Source organism: Kitasatospora phosalacinea (assembly GCF_000716545.1).
GTDB classification, from domain to species: Bacteria; Actinomycetota; Actinomycetes; order Streptomycetales; family Streptomycetaceae; genus Kitasatospora; species Kitasatospora phosalacinea.
Window position 1 is genome coordinate 19594 of the sequence record NZ_JNWZ01000026.1, and the last position, 17116, is coordinate 36709.

The following is a 17116-nucleotide window of genomic DNA, read 5'->3' on the forward strand; positions in this document are numbered from 1 at the left end:
CGGGTCCGGGCCCGTCGCGAACCGCGGCGGGCCCGGACCCGGGGCCCGCACGACCCACAGACGGAACCGACGACGCAAGGAGGTTCGACATGGTGCGCAACGGAGCGAGAACGTACGGAGCGAGAACGTACGGGAGTCGGCGCGGGCGGGGGGCGCTGCTCGCCGTGCTCGCGGTGGTGCTCGGACTGCTGGCCGGGTTCGGCCACGGGACGGCACCGGCCTGGGGTGCGGGCGGTGCGGCCTGCCAGGTCTCCTGGACGGGCAACGAGTGGACCGGTGGCTTCACCGCGCAGGTGGTGGTCACCAACTCGGGTGCGGCGGTGAACAGTTGGAAGCTGAGCTGGACGTTCGCGGCCGGTCAGCAGCTGACCTCGGGCTGGAACGCGCAGCTGAGCCAGAGCGGCACCGCCGTCACGGCGAGCAGCCTGAGCTACAACGGCGCGGTGACGAGCGGGGGTTCGGTGTCCTTCGGGCTCCAGGGCACCTGGTCGGGCAGCAACCCGGCTCCCACCGACTTCGCCTTCAACGGGGCTTCCTGCCAAGGGGGTTCGGGCACCTCCTCGCCGACACCCTCCCCGACCCCGTCCCCCACGCCGTCCTCGTCCCCGTCTTCATCCCCGTCTTCATCCCCGTCCTCGTCCCCGACGTCGTCCCCGTCCCCCACGCCCACCGCCGGCTGCTCCGGGACCGTGGTCTGCTCGGGCTTCGAGGACCAGAGCGGCAGCACCCTGACCGGTGACTGGACGCTCGCCGCCCCCGACTGCGCGGGCGCCGGTGCGGTGACCGTCGACACCTCGGTCGTCCACGGCGGCAGCCGCGCGCTGCGGGTCGACGGCCGGGCCGGTTACTGCAACCACGTGTTCGCGGCGACCACCAAGGACGTCTCCGCCGTCGGGCCCGTGGTGTACGCCAGGTACTGGGTGCGCCACACCACCGCGCTGCCCGCCGACCACATCGCCATGGTGACCATGGCGGACTCCCGCGACGGCGGCAAGCACCTGCGCCTGGGCGGCCAGAACGGCGCGCTGCAGTGGAACCGGGAGTCCGACGACGCCACGCTGCCCGCGCAGAGCCCGGTCGGCGTCGCGCAGAGCGTGCCGCTGCCGGTGAACCAGTGGGTCTGCGTCCGCTTCGCCGTCGACACCACCAAGCAGTCCATGGACACCTGGCTGAACGACCAGCAGGTCCCCGGCCTGCACGACGACGGCGTCCCCACCGCCGACATCGACCAGCAGTGGCTCAGCCGCACCACCGCCCCGCGCCCGGTCACCCTGTACCTCGGCTGGGAGGCGTACGGCAACGGCGCCGACACCCTCTGGTACGACGACGTGGCCCTGGGTTCCGCGCCGATCGCCTGCTGAGCCGTCGATCGTCGGTCGTCGGTCACTGACCGGCACTCGGCGCAGACGAGTGGACGCACCGCGGTCGCGGACCGCCGCCGACCGGACGACCGGCGGCGGCGGTCCGCGACCGGCCGGGCCGGGCCGGCCCGGCCACCGGACACTCCCGGCCCACCGTCCGGACCTGATCGGAGGTCTAGACCGGCAGGCGGACGAAACCCTCGGTCCAGTGGTCCTCGTCCAGCTCGAACTCGCCGATCTGGAAGCAGTCCGGCTCACCGGCGAAACCCGGCAGGAGGCGCGCGCGGCGGATCCGTTCCTCGGCCGCGGCCTCGGAGGAGTAGACGCCGAGCAGCTTGACGTCGTCGCCGTCCTGTTCGTCGACGAACACGACCCCGTCCTCGAGGTGGACCGTTCCGCCGTCGGGGCCGGCTTCGTTCTGGTGGCCGACGTGCCAGAGGGGGTAGACCTTCACGCCCGCAGGCTACCCCGGGCCCTGCGGAGAGTGCGCGGATCGAACGCGCGCGGGCTTTCACCCGACCACGGCTTGGCAAGCCGCTGCCTTGCCACTCGACCGACTCTCCAGGTGCTGCGCTGCCGGACGAGGATCCGAACCCCGAACTTCCTGATCCGGAGTCAGGCGTGCTGCCGGTTGCACCCCCCTCGCTGCGGGAGGGCGGCAAGCGCGAAGGCCGCCCGGACGGGGAACCCTCCCACGGGCGGCCGGGTGCTGTGGGGCCCGGCTACCGCGAGGGGAGCCCCCGGCGCTGCCGGCAACTCGAAGAACGCTGGTACGACCGGCTGTTGCTCATCCCGCGTTCCTCCCTGCCGGGCGGTGGTGTCGGGCCGATGCCCGTACTCCGCGCCGGGGGCGCGACCGTGGGCGACGGGTTCTCCCGGTCGGCCCCGTCCGCGGGAGGCGGCTGCGCCGGCGTGCCGAGGGGGCGGAACCGGCCTCAGGACGGCCGGGTAGCGGGCCGGAGGCCGTCCATCAGCAGGTTCAGCAGGCGGTCGGCCTGGGCTTCCTGCGCGGGGCGGGGGGCCACCGTGAAGATGCCGATGAGGGCGGCGGCGACGTCTTCGGCCGTGACGTCGGCGCGCAGGTCGCCCGCCGTGCGGCCCGCGTCGAGGATCGTGGAGATGGCGGTCAGCAGTTCGGTCCGGGTCTGCGCGTGGGCGATCCGGCCCGAGTCGACCATCGCCCGCAGCGTGTCGAGCATGCCGTTCTTGGTCGCCGTCCATTCCCCGAACAGGTCCATCCAGCGCCGCAGCGCCGCCGCCGGGGGCAGTCGGCCGAGCAGTTCGCGGGCGCCGCTCGTCAGCCGCACGACCTGGTCCTCGTAGACCGCGTCGACCAGGGACTCGCGGGTCGGGAAGTGCCGGTAGAGCGTGGCGATGCCGACCCCGGCCTCGCGGGCGATCGCGCGCATCGAGGGCTCGTCGTCGGCCGACATGAACACGCGGGTCGCCACCGTGAGCAGCTGGTCGCGGTTGCGCGCGGCGTCCGCCCGCGGCGTGCGGGTCTCCGACCCGCCGGAAACGGAGCGCGCTCCGGTTGTGTTACGGTCGTCCATGTAAACGGAGCGTAGTCCGTTTCGTTGCTCCCTCCACCACGAGGAGACAGAGGAGGCAGGCGCCATGCAGACGCGGAACGATCGATCGCCCGCGGCGGGCGGCCGGGCGGTGCGGATGGATTCCTTCGGCGGCCCCGAGCGGCTGGAGGTCCAGGAGGTCCCGCGACCGCAGGTCGGGCCGGGGCAGGTCCGAGTGCGGGTCACCGCGGCCGGCCTGAACCCGATGGACTGGATCATGACCTCCGACGCGGAGACCGCGGCCAGGTTCGGCCTGGCGCTGCCGGTCGGGTTCGGGACCGACTACGCGGGCGTGGTCGACCGGATCGGCGAGGGCGTGAGCGGCTTCGCGATCGGCGACCGGGTGTTCGGCGGCGCCCTGTCCCGCGCCGTCTCCGACTTCGTGGTGGTCGACTCGTCCGGGAAGACCCCGGCCGACGAGGCCCACCACACGCCCGACGGCGTCGACGACCGCACCGCCGCCACCCTCACGATCGCGGGCCGCACGGCCTCCGCCGCCCTCGCCGCCGTCCCCCTCGGCCCGGACGACACGGTGCTGATCGGCGGCGCCGGCGGCGGGGTCGGCGTGTTCGCCGTCCAACTGGCCCGCATCGCGGGAGCGCGCGTGATCGGGACGGGATCGGCGGCCTCGGCCGACCACCTGCGCGGCCTCGGGGCCGAGCCGGTCGCGTACGGCGACGGCCTGGTCGAGCGGGTCCGCGCCCTCGCCCCCGACGGCGTCACCGCCGCCATCGACCTCCACGGGACCGACACGGTGGACGCGGCCAGAGGACTCGGCGTCCCGGACGGCCGCATCTGCACGATCGCCGCGCAGGTCGGGGGAGTGGCGGCCGCCAACGGGGCCGACGCCGCCCCCGGGGCCCTGGGGGAGATCGCCCGCCTGGTCGCGGAAGGCCGGCTGAGGGTGCCCGTGGCGGCGACCTTCCCGATCGACCGGATCCGGGCCGCGGTCGAGCTGCAGGCCGGCCGGCACGTGAGGGGCAAGGTCGTCATCGACCTCTGAGGCCGGCTCCGCCCGCGCGGGACGGACGGGCGGGCCCCTCAGGGTCGCGGCGTCGGATCGTCGAGCGCCGGGAAGTCGTACTCCACCTCGCCGATGTCGGAGATCAGGTAGCGGCCGTCGGGCTGACGGCGCAGCCGCACATCGGCGACGGTTCCCCTGGGCCGCCGGGACCAGCCGTCCTCCGCGAGGTAGGCGCAGTGGACGGGGACTTCCAACTCGACCACCTCGGTGGTGAGGTCGTGCGGATCGGTGTGGTCCTGCGGCGGCGCCGCCGTCGCCTGCAGGACCACCGACCAGCCCCGGCGCGCGGTCAGTTCCGCGGGCCAGGCCGGGCCGTCCGTCGCGCACGCGTTCAACCCGCCGCCGGCCGCGTACAGTTCGGGCGTCAGGTACGGGCGGACCCGCCCCAGGACGGCGGCCGGCCCCGTGTCGCCGCGGGACGTGTCGAAGCTCCCCGAGGTGACCGACCAGGCGATCGCGACCGACTCCGCGTCGTGGTCGTCGACCGTCAACGGCGGTGTCGCCGCCGACGGCCGCTCCTCGGCAGGGGCCGGGAACTCCGTCGGATCGGCTCCCGGCGCGGAGGCGAAGGTGTAGCCGGGCGGTGCGGCGGCGACCGCGGTGCCCGGGATCTCCTGCTCGTCCTGGTCGAAGCAGGGGTTGCACCGGATCCGCTCACCGGAGCCCGTGCCGTAGGTGGTCTGCCAGCCGTTCCCCTGCGTCGTCAGCTCGGTGCCGCGTTCCGGCCGCACCCCGGAGACGCGGAACGGGCGGTCACCGTCCTTCAGCGTCCAGGTGCGGCGCTCGCCGTCGACCGAGCCCTCGACCGTGAGCACGTAGTCGTAGCTGTGCCGTGCCGCGAGGACGGTGAGGCTGACGAGTTCGGGCTTCTGGTTCTCCAGGTAGACGTACTTGTCGGTGAAGTACGGGGCGAACGAAACCGGTCCGGCGGCCCCGATCAGCGCGACCGGGTCGGCGGAGTCGAGGTCGACGCCCATGTCGATCTTCTGCCCGACTCCCTGTCCGGTGCAGCCCACGACCGTGCCGGGCAGGGGGTCGCGGGGCTCGCCCACGACGGTCGCCCGCACCTGCTCGACCACCACGGTGTGGCCGTTGCCGACCATCGAGATCGAGAGCGGCGACGCTCCGACATCCGTGCCGCCCCGTGCGTGCGACCACGTCCGGACGGTGCTGCAGCCGTCCACGGCGGGGAGTTCCGCCGCTCTGACGGTTCCGGGGACGACTGCGGTGGCGCCCGCGTCCCCGTGCTCGGGGTCGTAGCGGGCGCTGAGTTCCGGCCCCCGGCTCCCTCCTGGCGCCCGCAGCGCCCAGTACGTGAGGCCGGCGCCCAGCAGGGCCATCACGCAGACCACGGCCACCAGCAGGCGCCGGGGCTTCTGCGGTCCCGCCAGCAGCGAGACGATGCCCCCCATGATCACGTTGCCGTGGATGGTGCTGTCGATGATCTTGTTGTGCGTGTCGCCCTGGTTGTCCACACCACCCACCCCGCCCGACAGGTCCGCGTCGACCACAGTGCGGTTCCCCGTCGGAAAAGGGAAGACCGCCGGCCGTCCCCGCCCCGGGAGTCGGCTCCCTGTCAGCCGGTTCGTGGCTGCCGTAGGGTGTCTGGCACTGGTGCTTTCATCAACGGGGGTGCGAAGTGGATCCGGTGTCGGTGGGACTTCTGGCAGCACTGGCGGGGGGCGCCGGCGGCGAGCTGGGCCGGCAGGCGTGGAGCGGGTTGAGCGAGCTGGTCCGCCGCCCGTTCAGGCACGGACCGGCCGTCGCCGAGGACGCGGAAGCTCCGGCGATCAGCTCCGGCGAGGCTGAACTGGTGGCACTGGAGCGGGCGCCGGCCGATCCGGCGCAGGGGCGGTCGCTGAGCACCGTCCTGGCCGTGCGCGCCGCCCTGGACCCGGACTTCCGCGCGGGGCTGCAGCAGTGGCACGAGCGGGCGAAGCTGGTGCGCACCGGCAACGGTGACGTGCACAACAGCATCAGCGGCGGCCACCAGTACGGCGCCGTGGTCATGGGGAGGGACATCTCCGGACTCACCCTCGACTCCCGGGTGCCGCCCCCGGACCGTCAGGCGCCCGGGGAGGGCGCCCCCCGGCGGCCGGACGCGTCCGCCGACGCGTCCGACCGCCGGGGGCGGTGAGGGGCCGGGGTCAGTTCGGGCTGCAGGTGACGGTGGGCCAGGTGGTGGAGCCGTTCTTCATGATGGTCATGCCCCAGTTGTTGCCGGAGCCGTTGGGGGTGGCCACCAGGGTCTGGGCGTCGGGGTAGCTGGCGTTGACGTTCCAGGTGGCGCTGACCTTCTCGGGGGAGGGCACCTTGACGGTGACCTTCCAGGCGCTGGAACCGCTGACGGCGACGTTCAGGTTGTAGCGGTCGCTCCAGGAGTCGCCCGCGGAGAGCGTCGCGCTGCAGCTCCCGCCGGTGCCGCCGCCGGTGCCGCCGCCGCCCGTGCCACCGCCGCCGGTGGAGGAGCCCAGGGTGATGTTGGAGTTGCCGCTGCTCTGGTAGCCCTCGGTGGCCAGGATCTCGTAGTTCATGGTGCCGAGGTTCATGCCGTACCTGGCCCAGGCGTCGAAGTGGTTGCCGACGGTGATGGTGCCGCCGGTGCGCTTGGACTGCCGGACGCTCCAGTACTGGTTGAAGGTCTTGTTGCCCTCGATGGAGGGGGCGTTGTAGCGGGTGGTCTCGTAGATGTCGTAGGTCCCGCCGTCGGTGGTGACGGTGCCCTTGTAGGAGCCGGTGGGCTTGTAGGAGCCGTAGTTCTCGACGACGTAGTACTCGACCAGCGGGTTGGTGGTCCAGCCGTAGAGCGACAGGTAGGCGTTGCCGTTGGTGCTCCAGGTGCCCGAGTACGTCACGGGGTTGCGCGAGCCGGTGCTCCAGCCCTTGCCGGCGACGAAGTTGCCGACGTTGGACCAGGAGGTGCCGTAGTTGCCGCCGCCGTTCAGGGACATCGAGGACGAGCCGTTGCCGTCGCTCCAGAACGAGTAGAAGTACCCGCCGTCGTTGCCGGTCTGGTTGGTGGTGACGGTCGCGGCGTCGGCGGTGCCGGGGAGCAGGACGACGGCGGCGAGGGCCAGCGGGAGGACGCGGGCCTTGTGGCGGATTTTCACGAGGCGATCCGTTCTGCGTGGGGGTGGGTGGGGGTGGGCCGGGTGGGGGTCCGGCGACAGTGTTGGGCGGCGCTTGACGAGCTGTCAACACTTTCGACCGAGGTGCCGAATGCGTCGGTTGTCGGGGAGTTGACTGTCCATCAGTAAAACCGCTGGTCAGTGCCGGTTCCACCGGGTGATGACCTGGAGAGTCGAACGCGAGGCGCGTGCGTTCGATGGCGCGCGGCGGCGCGATGCGGCACAATTTTCGATCAGATGGTTTCGAAAGTTTCGAAGCCTGGCGAGGGCGGCCGGGCGCACGGCTCGGCATTCCGGGGGTGGGAAATCGCCGCGTTCCGGAGGGGGGCGGTGCGCCCGTCCCGGGTCGATGAGTACGTGCACGGCTGACCTGCTCCGCTTTTCCCGGACGTAAAGGGAAAGGCGATTTCGTGCTGCCCGGATTCGGGGTCAGTTCAGGCTGCAGGTGGCGGTGGGCCAGGTGGTGGAGCCGTTCTTCATGATGGTCATGCCCCAGCTGTTGCCGGAGCCGTTGGGGGTGGCGACCAGGGTCTGGGCGTCGGGGTAGCTGGCGTTGACGTTCCAGGTGGAACCGACCTTCTCGGGGCTGGGCACCTTGACGGTGACCTTCCAGGAGTTGCTGCCGGAGACCGTGACGTTCAGGTTGTAGCGGTCGCTCCAGGAGCTGCCGGCGGAGAGCGTCGCGGTGCAACTCCCGCCGCCCGTGCCGCCGGTGCCGCCCGTGCCGCCGCCGGTGCCGCCGGTGCCGCCGCCGTTGTCGGTCGGGGCGACGGCGTGGCCGGTCTGCGGGGAGATCATGCCGGCGCACAGGCCGCGGGAGGCCAGGTTCTGGGCGATCTGCGGGATGGCGGCGAGGGTGTTGGCGGGCCACTCGTGCATCAGGATGACCTGGCCGTTGCCCAGCCGGCCGACGGCCTGGACGATCGCCGCGGTGGTGGCGCCGTTCCAGTCCTGCGAGTCGACGTCCCAGATCACCTCGGTCAGGCCGTACTTGGCCTCGACGGACTTCAGCGTCGCGTTGGTCTCGCCGTAGGGCGGCCGGAACAGCTTCGGGGTGCCGCCGCCCGCGTTGGCGATGGCGGACTGGGTGTTGCCGACCTCGGAGTCGATCTGGGCCTGGCTCTGCTGGATCAGGTGCGGGTGGGTGTAGCTGTGGTTGCCGATCCACATGCCGGCGTCGAGCTCGGCCTTGACCTGGGCGGGGTACGCGGCGGCGTACTGGCCCTCGTTGAACATGGTGGCCCGCAGGCCGTTCTGCTTCAGGGCGTTGAGCAGGGCGGGGGTGTGGTCGTTGGAGGGGCCGTCGTCGAAGGTGAGTCCGACGTAGCCGGTGCAGCCGGCGGCCCGGGCGGGAGCGGGGTCGAGTGCGGTGACGGTCAGTGCGGCGGCCGCGGCGGCGGCGACGGCCAGGGCCGCGATCAGCGGGCGCGGCGAGAGCGTGGTGATGCGCATGGGGGTGCGACTCCTCGTGGTTCGCTGGGGAGCCCGGGAGCGGATGGAACCGGCTACCCGGCTCGACTGTGGTCGGCGAGGCGACGGCCGACTTCGAAGAGTTTTGACCCGGGAAGTTCGAGTGTCAATGTGCAGGTTGAAACTTTCTGCGAACATTCGAAATCTCGCCGAAATGCGGGCCGGAAACGTGCGCGGAGCCGCACGGCGGGAGCGGGAAGGCGATTGCGCGGGGGGCCGACCGGGGACCGATCGAGTTTCGGAAGCCTGGGCCGGCCGTCGGCTGGTTCCGCGCCGTTGCGGGCCGACGGCCGGTCGGCCCGTCCCCGCGCCCGCCCGCCCCGGTCGGGGCGGACGGGCGGGCGGGAGGACGGGGTACCGCGGACCGGGCGTGCGAAGCGGGGTGCCGCCCGGGTGGCGGAGCGAGGGGGAGCGGGATCGACCGGGACCGGTCGGGGAGGGCGCGGGGGAGTCGGGGGGGCGGGGCCGGGTCAGCCCAGGGCGGCAGCGGCGGCCAGCCGGTCGGTGAAGCGGTTGGCGAACTTGCCCGCCGGGTCGACCTCCTGGCGCAGGGCCAGGAAGTCGGCCAGCCGTTCGTGGTGGGCGGCCGCGGCCTGCGGGGTGTGCGTGACCTTCCCCCAGTGGGGGCGGCCGCCCAGCGGCAGCAGGGCGCGCTCCACGTCCGCGAGGACGGGGGCGAGCGCGGCGGGGTCGGGCTTCCAGGTGAAGTGGAAGGCCACCGAGTCCCGCCCGTACGCCGGGCTCAGCCACAGCCGGTCGGCGGCGACCGTGCGCACCTCGGAGATGTGCAGCACCGGCGCCAACCGGGCTCCCAGCGAACGGAGTTCGGCGATCGCGGCGGCGGCGGCCGGGCGCGGCAGCAGGTACTCGGACTGGAGCTCGGCGCCGCTGCTGGGGGTGAACTCGGGGCGGAAGTGCGGCAGTCGCTGGTGCCAGGGGCCGGGGACGCCCAGCTGGGGCGTGCAGTTGGCGACGGGCATGCCGGGCACCGGGTGCTCGGGGGCGCCGGCCGGGTGCGCGCCGGGGACGGTCGCGGCGGGGCTGCCGTCGTCGAGCTGCTTGACCCAGACCCGGCCGGTGTCCGAGCCCCAGTCGGTGAACAGGCTGACGCTGTACCCGGCGGCGTGCACCTCCTCCCACCGCTCGGCGTAGCGGGCCAGCGGCAGGCCGAGGTGCACGTACTGCCGCAGGGCGAAGGCGGGGACGACGTCCAGGGTGAGCGCGGTGGCGATGCCGAGCGCGCCGAGGTGGACGATCTCGCCGGGGTGCGAGGTGGTGCGGGTCTCGCCGTCGGGGCCGAGCAGTTCGAGCGAGCGGACGGCGGCGGCGAGCGAGCGGCGGCCGTCGCCCGAGCCGTGGGTGCCGGTGGCGGTGGCGCCGGCGACGGAGATGTGCGGCAGCGAGGCCAGGTTCTCCAGCGCCAGGCCCGCCGCCTGGAGGGCGGTGGCCAGTTCCGCGTAGCGGGTGGCGGCGGAGACGGTGACGCTGCGGGCGTCCGGGGCGATCTCGATCCGGGAGGGCAGGCCGTCCAGCAGGACCAGGTCTCCGTCGGTGTCGGCGACCGGGCTGAAGGAGTGCCCGCTGCCCAGGGCCCGGACGCGGTCGCTGCGGCGGACCAGCTCCCGCAGTTCGTCCACCGAGCGGGGGCGGTGCACGGCGCGGGCGCCGTAGGCGAGGTTGCCCGCCCAGTTGGTCAGCGGGCCGCGGTCCGCCGGGTGGTCGGTCGTCATCGGTGCACCTCCAGGGGTGGGTGCGGGGCGCCCGGGCGTACGGCCGTTCCCATTTGCAATGGCGAGCTACAAATTAGTCCGCCGAGGTCGGCAGGGCAAGGGGGGCGGGCGCCGAAACTTTCGGCGGGGCGGCTCCGGACGGCTCCGGGACGGCTCCCCGGAGGCCCCGGGGGCGCTGCTCAGCGCGGCCGGGGCGCCACGGTGCTGGAGCGCACCACCAGGGTGGTGGACAGCTCCAGCCGGGTGGGCGCGGCGCTCGCGTCGCCGCCGCGCAGGGCCAGGATCAGGCGGGTGGCCTGCTCGGCCATCTCGCGCAGCGGCTGGCGGACGGTGGTCAGCGCCGGGCTGGTCCACTTGGCGATGTCCAGGTCGTCGTAGCCGACCACGGACAGCTCCTCGGGGACGCGCAGCCCGCAGACCCGGGCGGCCTCCATCACGCCGAGGGCCTGCAGGTCGCTGCCGGCGAAGATCGCGGTGGGCCGGTCGGGCAGCTCCAGCAGCCGCTTGGCGCGGGCGAATCCGCCCTCGGCGTGGAAGTCTCCGAAGGCGATCAGCTCGGGGTCGGCCTCCAGTCCGGCCATCGACATCGCGGAGCGGTAGCCGTCGAGCCGGGCCAGCGAGCAGAGGGTGTCCTCGGGGCCGGTGACGATGCCGATCCGCCGGTGGCCGAGCTCTATCAGGTGCCGGGTGGCGGCCAGGCCGCCGGCCCAGTTGGCCGAGCCCACCGAGGGGATGTCCGGGTCGGGGTTGCCGGCCGGGTCGATGATGACGAACGGGATGGAGCGGGCCCGCAGTTGCCGCTTGATCTCGGGCGGCAGGCTGGAGAGGACCAGCACCACGCCGAGCGGCCGCCGGCGCAGCACCGCGTCGATCCAGCCGGGGCCGGGGGCGTGCCGGGAGCCGCTGTGCGCGACCACCACCGCCGCCCCGTGCTCGTTGGCCACGGTCTCGACGCCGCGCAGCAGTTCCATCGCCCAGAGGCTGTCCAGCTCGTGGAAGACGATCTCGATCAGCGGGGCCTCGCCGCCGTTGCGGGCGGCGCGCTGGTAGTCGTGTTCGCGCAGCACCCGCTCGACCCGGCCGCGGGTGGACACCGAGACGTCGGTACGTCCGTTGAGGACCTTCGAAACCGTCGAAACCGAGACTTCGGCCTCTCGCGCGATGTCCGCGAGGGTGACCCGTCCCAGTTCATCGCCCTTTTCCATGGACGCAGCATAGGGCACGGGCGGTCCGGGCCAACCCCCGGATCACGCTTCAGTAACCCTCGGTACGAGGGGTTGACCCGCAACATGCTCGCAACTTAGCGTCCCGGCCAGGCAGTTATTTCGAGACTCGGCCCGAAACTTTAGGAGACCTCCTCATGAAGAGACGTGCTTTCGCGGTTGCCCTCGGCCTCTCCCTGGCGACCGTCGGCGTGACGGCCTGCAGCAGCGGCTCGTCCCCCGCCGGCGGCTCCAACACCATCCACGTGCTGGTCTACGGCGACGCCAGCAACAAGGTCGAGAAGCAGATCGTCGAGACCTTCAACAAGACCTCGAAGGTCAAGGTCGTCCTGGACACCATCCCCGGTGCCGACTACCAGTCCAAGCTGAACACCATCATCAACACCCCGCAGGCCCCGGACATCTTCTTCAACTGGGGCGGCGGCAGCATCCAGCCCTACGTCAAGGCGGACCTGCTGCTCCCGCTGGACGACATGATCGCCTCCGACCCGGGCCTGAAGAGCAACTTCCTGGCCTCGGTGTTCAACACCGCGGTGATCGACGGCAAGTCCTACGGCATCCCGATGCGCGGCACCCAGCCGGTGCTGCTGTTCAACAACAAGAAGGTGCTGGCCGACGCCGGCCTGAGCGTCCCGAAGACCTGGGACGAGCTGCTCAACGCCGTCACCGTCCTCAAGGGCAAGGGCGTCACCCCGTTCGCGCTCGGCGGCGGCGACCAGTGGCCGACCCTGATGTGGTACGAGTACGTCTTCGACCGGGTCGCCGGCCCCGAGCTGTTCCAGAAGGCGCTGTCCGGCGACAAGAGCGCCTGGGAGAGCCCGGAGTCGAAGAAGGCCCTCGGCATGCTCAAGCAGCTGATCGACGCGGGCGCCTTCGGCTCCAACTTCGACTCGGTGAAGTTCACCGACGGCGGCTCCCCGGCGCTGCTGGCCAAGGGCAGGGCCGCGTTCGAGCTGATGGGCTCCTGGGCGTACGCCACCCAGCAGGACGCCAACCCGGACTTCGCCAAGAACGACCTCGGCTACAGCAACTTCCCGTCCGTGCCCGGCGGCAAGGGCGACCCGGCGGACGTGGTCGGCAACACCAACAACTTCTACTCGGTGCTGAAGAAGACCAAGCACCCCCAGGAGGCCGCGGCCTTCCTCAAGCTCATGTACTCCGACGAGTTCGTGAAGGCCCAGCTGGCCATCGGCAACCTGCCGACCACCACCAACACCGAGCAGTTCCTGAGCACCTCGGCCAGCCCCGAGTACTCGAAGTACCAGTACGACCTGGTCAAGGCCGCCCCGTCGTTCCAGCTCTCCTGGGACCAGGCGTACCCGCCGGCCGCCACCACGCCCATCCACACCGCCGTGCAGCAGTTCTTCAGCGGCAAGCTCGACGTGGACGGCTTCATCAAGGCCATGCAGGCCCTTCCCGCCTCCTGAGACGAATCCACATGAGTGCACTCTCCTCCGTGTCCGCGTCCGGCCGCCGCACGCGGACCGGGCGCCGGAGCGGTGTCGGGGTGACCCGCCCGGGCCTGGTCTGGGCGGTTCCCGCCACCGTCTTCTTCCTGCTGTTCGCGATCCTGCCGCTGGTGCTGGTCGCCGTCCTCTCCTTCACCAGCTGGGACGGCGTGGACGCGCCGACCTTCAACGGCCTGGACAACTGGACCAAGCTGCTGCACGACCCGGTGATGACCCAGAGCATCTGGCTCACCCTGGTGCTCACCGTGGCCGGCGTGGTCGTGCAGACCCCGGTGAGCATCCTGCTGGGCGTCTGGTCGGCCGGGTACCAGCGCAACCGGGCCGTGCTGTCCGCGATCTTCTTCGTGCCGCTGCTGCTGTCCGCCACCGCGATCTCGGTGGTCTGGCGGGCCATCCTCGACCCCAACTTCGGCGTGCCCTCGCAGATGCAGTGGCTGTTCGGCGACGGCAACCTGATGGGCAGCCAGAGCGGCGCCATCGCCGTGCTGACCTTCGTCGGCATGTGGCAGTGGACGCCGATGCACGCCCTGCTCTACCAGGGCGGCGCCCGGGCCATCCCGCAGGTGCTCTACCAGGCCGCGGCGATCGACGGCGCGGGCAAGTTCCGGCAGTTCCTGCACATCACGCTGCCGCAGCTGCGCAACACCATGATCACCTCGATGATCCTGATGCTGGTCGGCGGACTCACCACCTTCGACACCGTCCTGATCCTGACCCAGGGCGGCCCCGGCACCGACACCACCAACAGCGCCTACTACATGTACCAACAGGCATTCAAGAGCTTCGACTTCGGATCCGGCTCGGCCATCGCCCTGGTCCTCGTGGTGGTCGCCACCCTGATCTCGCTCGCCGTCGTCCGGTTCTCCGGCTACGACAAGATGCGCAGCACCTCGGAGGGACTGTGATGCGCAGGCGCCCCAACTACCTGGCCGGGCTGGGTTCGCTGGTCTGGCTGGTCCTGGTCGGCTTCCCGCTGTACGTCCTGCTGATCTCCACCTTCCGGACCCGCTCCAGCTACTCCTCCGAGGGACCGCTCAGCTTCCCCGAGCACCTGACCCTGCAGAACTACGTCGACGACTTCTCCAACGGCTTCGGCCAGGACTTCCTCAACACGGTCATCGTCACCGTGAGCGTCGTCGCGATCGTGCTGCTCGTCGTGCCCCCGCTGGCCTACGCCATCGTGCGCGCCCGGGGCAGGACCATCAGCACGGTCTTCCGGGTCTTCCTGCTCGGCCTGGCGATCCCCGCGCAGGCCGTGATCGTGCCGATGTTCTACGTCATCAGCAAGGCCGGCCTGTACGACCAGCTGATCGGCATCATCCTGCCCACCGCCGCGTTCTGCCTGCCCGTGTGCACCCTGGTGCTCACCGGCGCGATGCGGGACATCACCAACGAGCTGTACGAGGCGATGGCCATGGACGGCGCCAGCCCCTGGCGGGTGTTCTGGCAGCTGGTGGTGCCGCTCTCCAAGGGCGGCCTGTCCTCCATCGTGGTCTTCTCGGCGCTCCAGGCGTGGAACGGCTTCCTGTTCCCGCTGATCCTCACCCAGTCGGAGAGCACCAAGGTCATCACGCTCGGCCTGTACAACTTCCAGACCGAGCACGGCGTCGACGTGCCCGGCCTGCTCAGCGCCGTCGTGCTGTCGATGCTCCCGATCTTCATCGTCTACCTGTTCGCCCGACGTGCCTTGGTCCAGGGCTTGATGGGCGTCGGAGGAAAGTGACCGACAAGATGAACCTGGCCGTTCCTGCCGAAGCCCCCGCCGCGGCCCCCCGCTGGCGCGACCGCGCGCTGTCCCCCGAGGAGCGCGCGGACGCCCTGATCGCCGAGATGACCCTCCCCGAGAAGCTGGGCCAACTGGTCGGCATCTGGGTCGGCGCCTCCGACGAGGGCGGCGACGTCGCCCCGCACCAGCACGACATGGAGGAGCCGCCCGCCCTGGACGACCTGCTCCCCAACGGGCTGGGCCAGCTGACCCGCTCGTTCGGCACCGTCCCGGTCGACCCGGCGCTCGGCGCGCTCTCGCTGGCCCGCAGCCAGCAGCGGATCGCCGCCGCGAACCGCTTCGGCATCCCCGCCCTCGCCCACGAGGAGTGCCTGTCCGGCTTCGCCGCCTGGGGCGCCACCGCCTACCCGGTGCCGCTGTCCTGGGGCGCCACCTTCGACCCCGCGCTGATCCGCAGGATGGCCGAGGCGATCGGCCGCGACATGCGCGCCGTCGGCGTCCACCAGGGCCTCGCCCCCGTCCTGGACGTCGTGCGCGACGCCCGCTGGGGCCGGGTCGAGGAGACCATCGGCGAGGACCCCTACCTGATCGGCACGGTGGCCACCGCCTACGTGCAGGGCCTGGAGTCCGAGGGCGTCGTCGCCACCCTCAAGCACTTCGCGGGCTACTCCGCCTCCCGCGCCGGGCGCAACCTCGCCCCGGTCGGCATGGGCGCCCGCGAGCGCGCCGACGTGATCCTGCCGCCCTTCGAGATGGCCGTGCGCGAGGGCCGCCCGCGCTCCGTCATGCACGCCTACACCGACACCGACGGCATCCCCTCGGCCGCCGACGAGGAACTGCTCACCGGACTGCTCCGCGACACCTGGGGCTTCGACGGCACGGTGGTCGCCGACTACTTCGGCATCGCCTTCCTCAAGCTCCTGCACGGCGTCGCCGGCGACTGGGCCGAGGCCGCCGCGCTCGCCCTGGCCAGCGGCGTCGACGTCGAACTGCCCACCGTCAAGACCTTCGGCGAGCCGCTGCTGCGCGCCGTCGAGGACGGCACCGTCCCCGAGGCGCTGATCGACCGGGCGCTGCGCCGCGTACTGGCCCAGAAGGCCCAGCTCGGCCTGCTCGACGAGGACTGGGACCCCGTCCCGGCCGCGCTGGCCGGCCGTTCGCTGGACGACCCGAGCGCCCTGCGCGGCACCGTCGACCTGGACCGCCCCGAGAACCGCGAACTCGCCCGCGAGATCGCCGAACGGGCCGTGGTCCTGCTCAGCAACGACGGCACCCTGCCGCTGCGCTCCCCCCGCCGGATCGCCCTGATCGGCCCCAACGCCGACACCCCGACCTCGGTGCTCGGCTGCTACGCCTTCCCCGTGCACGTCGGCAGCCAGCACCCCGGCGTCCCCGTCGGCATCGAACTGCCCACGCTGCGCCAGGCGCTGACCGCCGAGTTCCCCGGCAGCGAGATCTGGACGGTCGCCGGGGCCGGCGTCGACAGCACCGACACCTCCGGGTTCGCCGAGGCGCTCGACGCCGCCCGCCGCGCCGACGTGGTGATCGTCGCCCTCGGCGACCGGGCCGGCCTGTTCGGACGCGGCACCAGCGGCGAGGGCTGCGACGTGGAGTCCCTGGTCCTGCCGGGCGTGCAGCAGCAGCTGCTCGACGCCCTGCTGGACACCGGCACGCCCGTCGTCCCGGTGCTGCTGGCCGGCCGCCCCTACGCGCTGGGGCGCGCCGTCACCGAGGCCGCCGCCCTGGTGCAGACCTTCTTCCCCGGCGAGGCCGGGACCGAGGCGGTCGCCGCCGTGCTCAGCGGCCGGGTCAACCCCTCGGGCCGACTGCCCGTCAGCGTCCCGGCCCGGCCGGGCGTGCAGCCCTCCACCTACCTGGCGGCCCGGCTGGCCGGGCCGAGCGAGGTCTCCAGCACCGACCCCACCCCCGCGTTCGGGTTCGGGCACGGCATCGGCTACACCACCTTCGACTGGAGCGACCTGGAGGTGGAACGGGGGACCGCCGGCACCGACGGCACCCTCGAACTCTCCTTCACCCTGCGCAACGCCGGCGAGCGGGCCGGCAGCGAGACCGTGCAGCTCTACCTGCACGACCCCGTCGCCAGCGTGGTCCAGCCCGTCCAGCGGCTGATCGGCTACCGGCGGGTCGACCTGGAGCCGGGCGAGCAGGCCCGGGTCCGGATCGCCGTCCCCGCCGACCTCGCCTCCTTCACCGGGCGCGACGGCCGCCGGATCGTCGAACCCGGCGCCCTGGAACTGCGGATAGCCGCCTCCAGCACCGACACCCGCCTCACCGCCGCCGTCCGCCTCGACGGCCCGGTCCGCACCCTGGACCACACCCGGCGCCTGCACGCGGACTTCCGCACCGCCTGACGCCCGCAGCACCGCCGCGGCCGCGCTCCCCGAGGAGGGGGC

Annotated in this window: 14 protein-coding genes and 2 tRNA genes; 7 read left to right on the top strand and 9 right to left on the bottom strand. The window is 72.4% G+C overall.

Translation table 11 applies throughout. The features are described 5' to 3' along the window. Positions 1 to 89 precede the first annotated feature (89 nt). Entirely contained in the window at positions 90 to 1361 is a 1272-nt protein-coding gene (locus tag OO48_RS15200) for a cellulose-binding domain-containing protein (RefSeq protein ID WP_081952141.1), read from the top strand. A 175-nt stretch (positions 1362 to 1536) separates the two neighbouring features. Here OO48_RS15200 and OO48_RS15205 read toward each other — a convergent pair whose 3' ends face one another. The 4 genes from OO48_RS15205 to OO48_RS15220 all read right to left on the bottom strand — a co-directional run bounded on the left by OO48_RS15205 (position 1537) and on the right by OO48_RS15220 (position 2914). Next, positions 1537 to 1815 carry a DUF7336 domain-containing protein gene (locus OO48_RS15205; RefSeq protein WP_033216331.1) on the bottom strand — a complete coding sequence of 93 codons (279 nt, stop codon included), beginning with the start codon at positions 1813 to 1815 and terminating at the stop codon, positions 1537 to 1539. Positions 1816 to 1839: 24 nt separating this feature from the next. Then, positions 1840 to 1924: transfer RNA gene (locus OO48_RS15210), tRNA-Gly, on the bottom strand. A 14-nt stretch (positions 1925 to 1938) separates the two neighbouring features. Further along, positions 1939 to 2002: transfer RNA gene (locus OO48_RS15215), tRNA-Arg, on the bottom strand. A gap of 294 nt (positions 2003 to 2296) precedes the next feature. Beyond that, complete coding sequence (locus tag OO48_RS15220; RefSeq protein ID WP_033216333.1) at positions 2297 to 2914, bottom strand: TetR/AcrR family transcriptional regulator; 618 nt, start codon at positions 2912 to 2914, stop codon at positions 2297 to 2299. A 64-nt stretch (positions 2915 to 2978) separates the two neighbouring features. On the opposite strand from OO48_RS15220, the gene OO48_RS15225 reads away from it, so the two are divergent. Next, positions 2979 to 3935, top strand: a complete 957-nt coding sequence (locus tag OO48_RS15225) for an NADP-dependent oxidoreductase (RefSeq protein WP_033216335.1) — start codon at positions 2979 to 2981, stop codon at positions 3933 to 3935. A gap of 38 nt (positions 3936 to 3973) precedes the next feature. Here OO48_RS15225 and OO48_RS38320 read toward each other — a convergent pair whose 3' ends face one another. Further along, a complete protein-coding gene (locus OO48_RS38320; RefSeq protein ID WP_051732156.1) occupies positions 3974 to 5467 on the bottom strand; it encodes a hypothetical protein in 1494 nt (497 codons plus the stop codon). A 143-nt stretch (positions 5468 to 5610) separates the two neighbouring features. Between OO48_RS38320 and OO48_RS34430 the strand changes: the two genes are divergently transcribed. Further along, positions 5611 to 6093: a hypothetical protein gene (locus OO48_RS34430; RefSeq protein ID WP_209439488.1), complete on the top strand. Its 483-nt coding sequence runs from the start codon at positions 5611 to 5613 to the stop codon at positions 6091 to 6093. Positions 6094 to 6103: 10 nt separating this feature from the next. Here the strand turns inward: OO48_RS34430 and OO48_RS15245 are convergent, their stop codons facing one another. The 4 genes from OO48_RS15245 to OO48_RS15260 form a co-directional block, all read right to left on the bottom strand. Then, positions 6104 to 7066: a glycoside hydrolase family 11 protein gene (locus OO48_RS15245; protein WP_033216338.1), complete on the bottom strand. Its 963-nt coding sequence runs from the start codon at positions 7064 to 7066 to the stop codon at positions 6104 to 6106. Positions 7067 to 7513: 447 nt separating this feature from the next. After that, positions 7514 to 8536: a polysaccharide deacetylase family protein gene (locus tag OO48_RS15250; protein WP_033216339.1), complete on the bottom strand. Its 1023-nt coding sequence runs from the start codon at positions 8534 to 8536 to the stop codon at positions 7514 to 7516. A 488-nt stretch (positions 8537 to 9024) separates the two neighbouring features. Then, positions 9025 to 10284: an FAD-binding protein gene (locus OO48_RS15255; protein WP_051732157.1), complete on the bottom strand. Its 1260-nt coding sequence runs from the start codon at positions 10282 to 10284 to the stop codon at positions 9025 to 9027. Between the two features lie 179 nt (positions 10285 to 10463). Next, entirely contained in the window at positions 10464 to 11489 is a 1026-nt protein-coding gene (locus OO48_RS15260) for a LacI family DNA-binding transcriptional regulator (protein ID WP_033216341.1), read from the bottom strand. A 155-nt stretch (positions 11490 to 11644) separates the two neighbouring features. On the opposite strand from OO48_RS15260, the gene OO48_RS15265 reads away from it, so the two are divergent. Genes OO48_RS15265 through OO48_RS15280 form a run of 4 tightly spaced genes read left to right on the top strand, consistent with a single transcriptional unit; the run spans position 11645 to position 17074 of the window. After that, the gene (locus tag OO48_RS15265; RefSeq protein WP_033216343.1) at positions 11645 to 12934 is read left to right on the top strand and encodes an ABC transporter substrate-binding protein; all 1290 of its coding nucleotides are present in this window, start codon (positions 11645 to 11647) and stop codon (positions 12932 to 12934) included. Positions 12935 to 12945: 11 nt separating this feature from the next. After that, entirely contained in the window at positions 12946 to 13881 is a 936-nt protein-coding gene (locus OO48_RS15270) for a carbohydrate ABC transporter permease (protein WP_033216345.1), read from the top strand. Continuing rightward, entirely contained in the window at positions 13881 to 14699 is an 819-nt protein-coding gene (locus tag OO48_RS15275; RefSeq protein ID WP_033216347.1) for a carbohydrate ABC transporter permease, read from the top strand. Before OO48_RS15270 ends, OO48_RS15275 begins: the two co-directional genes overlap by 1 nt. An 8-nt stretch (positions 14700 to 14707) precedes the next feature. After that, the gene (locus OO48_RS15280) at positions 14708 to 17074 is read left to right on the top strand and encodes a beta-xylosidase/alpha-l-arabinosidase (protein ID WP_051732162.1); all 2367 of its coding nucleotides are present in this window, start codon (positions 14708 to 14710) and stop codon (positions 17072 to 17074) included. Positions 17075 to 17116: the final 42 nt, after the last annotated feature.

What these genes read in the sequence shown, in the direction of transcription:
- OO48_RS15200 (WP_081952141.1), top strand. Translation starts at nt 90, where the DNA reads ATGGTGCGCAACGGAGCGAGAACGTACGGAGCGAGAACGTACGGGAGT.
- OO48_RS15220 (WP_033216333.1), bottom strand. Translation starts at nt 2,914, where the DNA reads ATGGACGACCGTAACACAACCGGAGCGCGCTCCGTTTCCGGCGGGTCG.
- OO48_RS15225 (WP_033216335.1), top strand. Translation starts at nt 2,979, where the DNA reads ATGCAGACGCGGAACGATCGATCGCCCGCGGCGGGCGGCCGGGCGGTG.
- OO48_RS15250 (WP_033216339.1), bottom strand. Translation starts at nt 8,536, where the DNA reads ATGCGCATCACCACGCTCTCGCCGCGCCCGCTGATCGCGGCCCTGGCC.
- OO48_RS15255 (WP_051732157.1), bottom strand. Translation starts at nt 10,284, where the DNA reads ATGACGACCGACCACCCGGCGGACCGCGGCCCGCTGACCAACTGGGCG.
- OO48_RS15260 (WP_033216341.1), bottom strand. Translation starts at nt 11,489, where the DNA reads ATGGAAAAGGGCGATGAACTGGGACGGGTCACCCTCGCGGACATCGCG.
- OO48_RS15265 (WP_033216343.1), top strand. Translation starts at nt 11,645, where the DNA reads ATGAAGAGACGTGCTTTCGCGGTTGCCCTCGGCCTCTCCCTGGCGACC.
- OO48_RS15270 (WP_033216345.1), top strand. Translation starts at nt 12,946, where the DNA reads ATGAGTGCACTCTCCTCCGTGTCCGCGTCCGGCCGCCGCACGCGGACC.
- OO48_RS15275 (WP_033216347.1), top strand. Translation starts at nt 13,881, where the DNA reads ATGCGCAGGCGCCCCAACTACCTGGCCGGGCTGGGTTCGCTGGTCTGG.
- OO48_RS15280 (WP_051732162.1), top strand. Translation starts at nt 14,708, where the DNA reads ATGAACCTGGCCGTTCCTGCCGAAGCCCCCGCCGCGGCCCCCCGCTGG.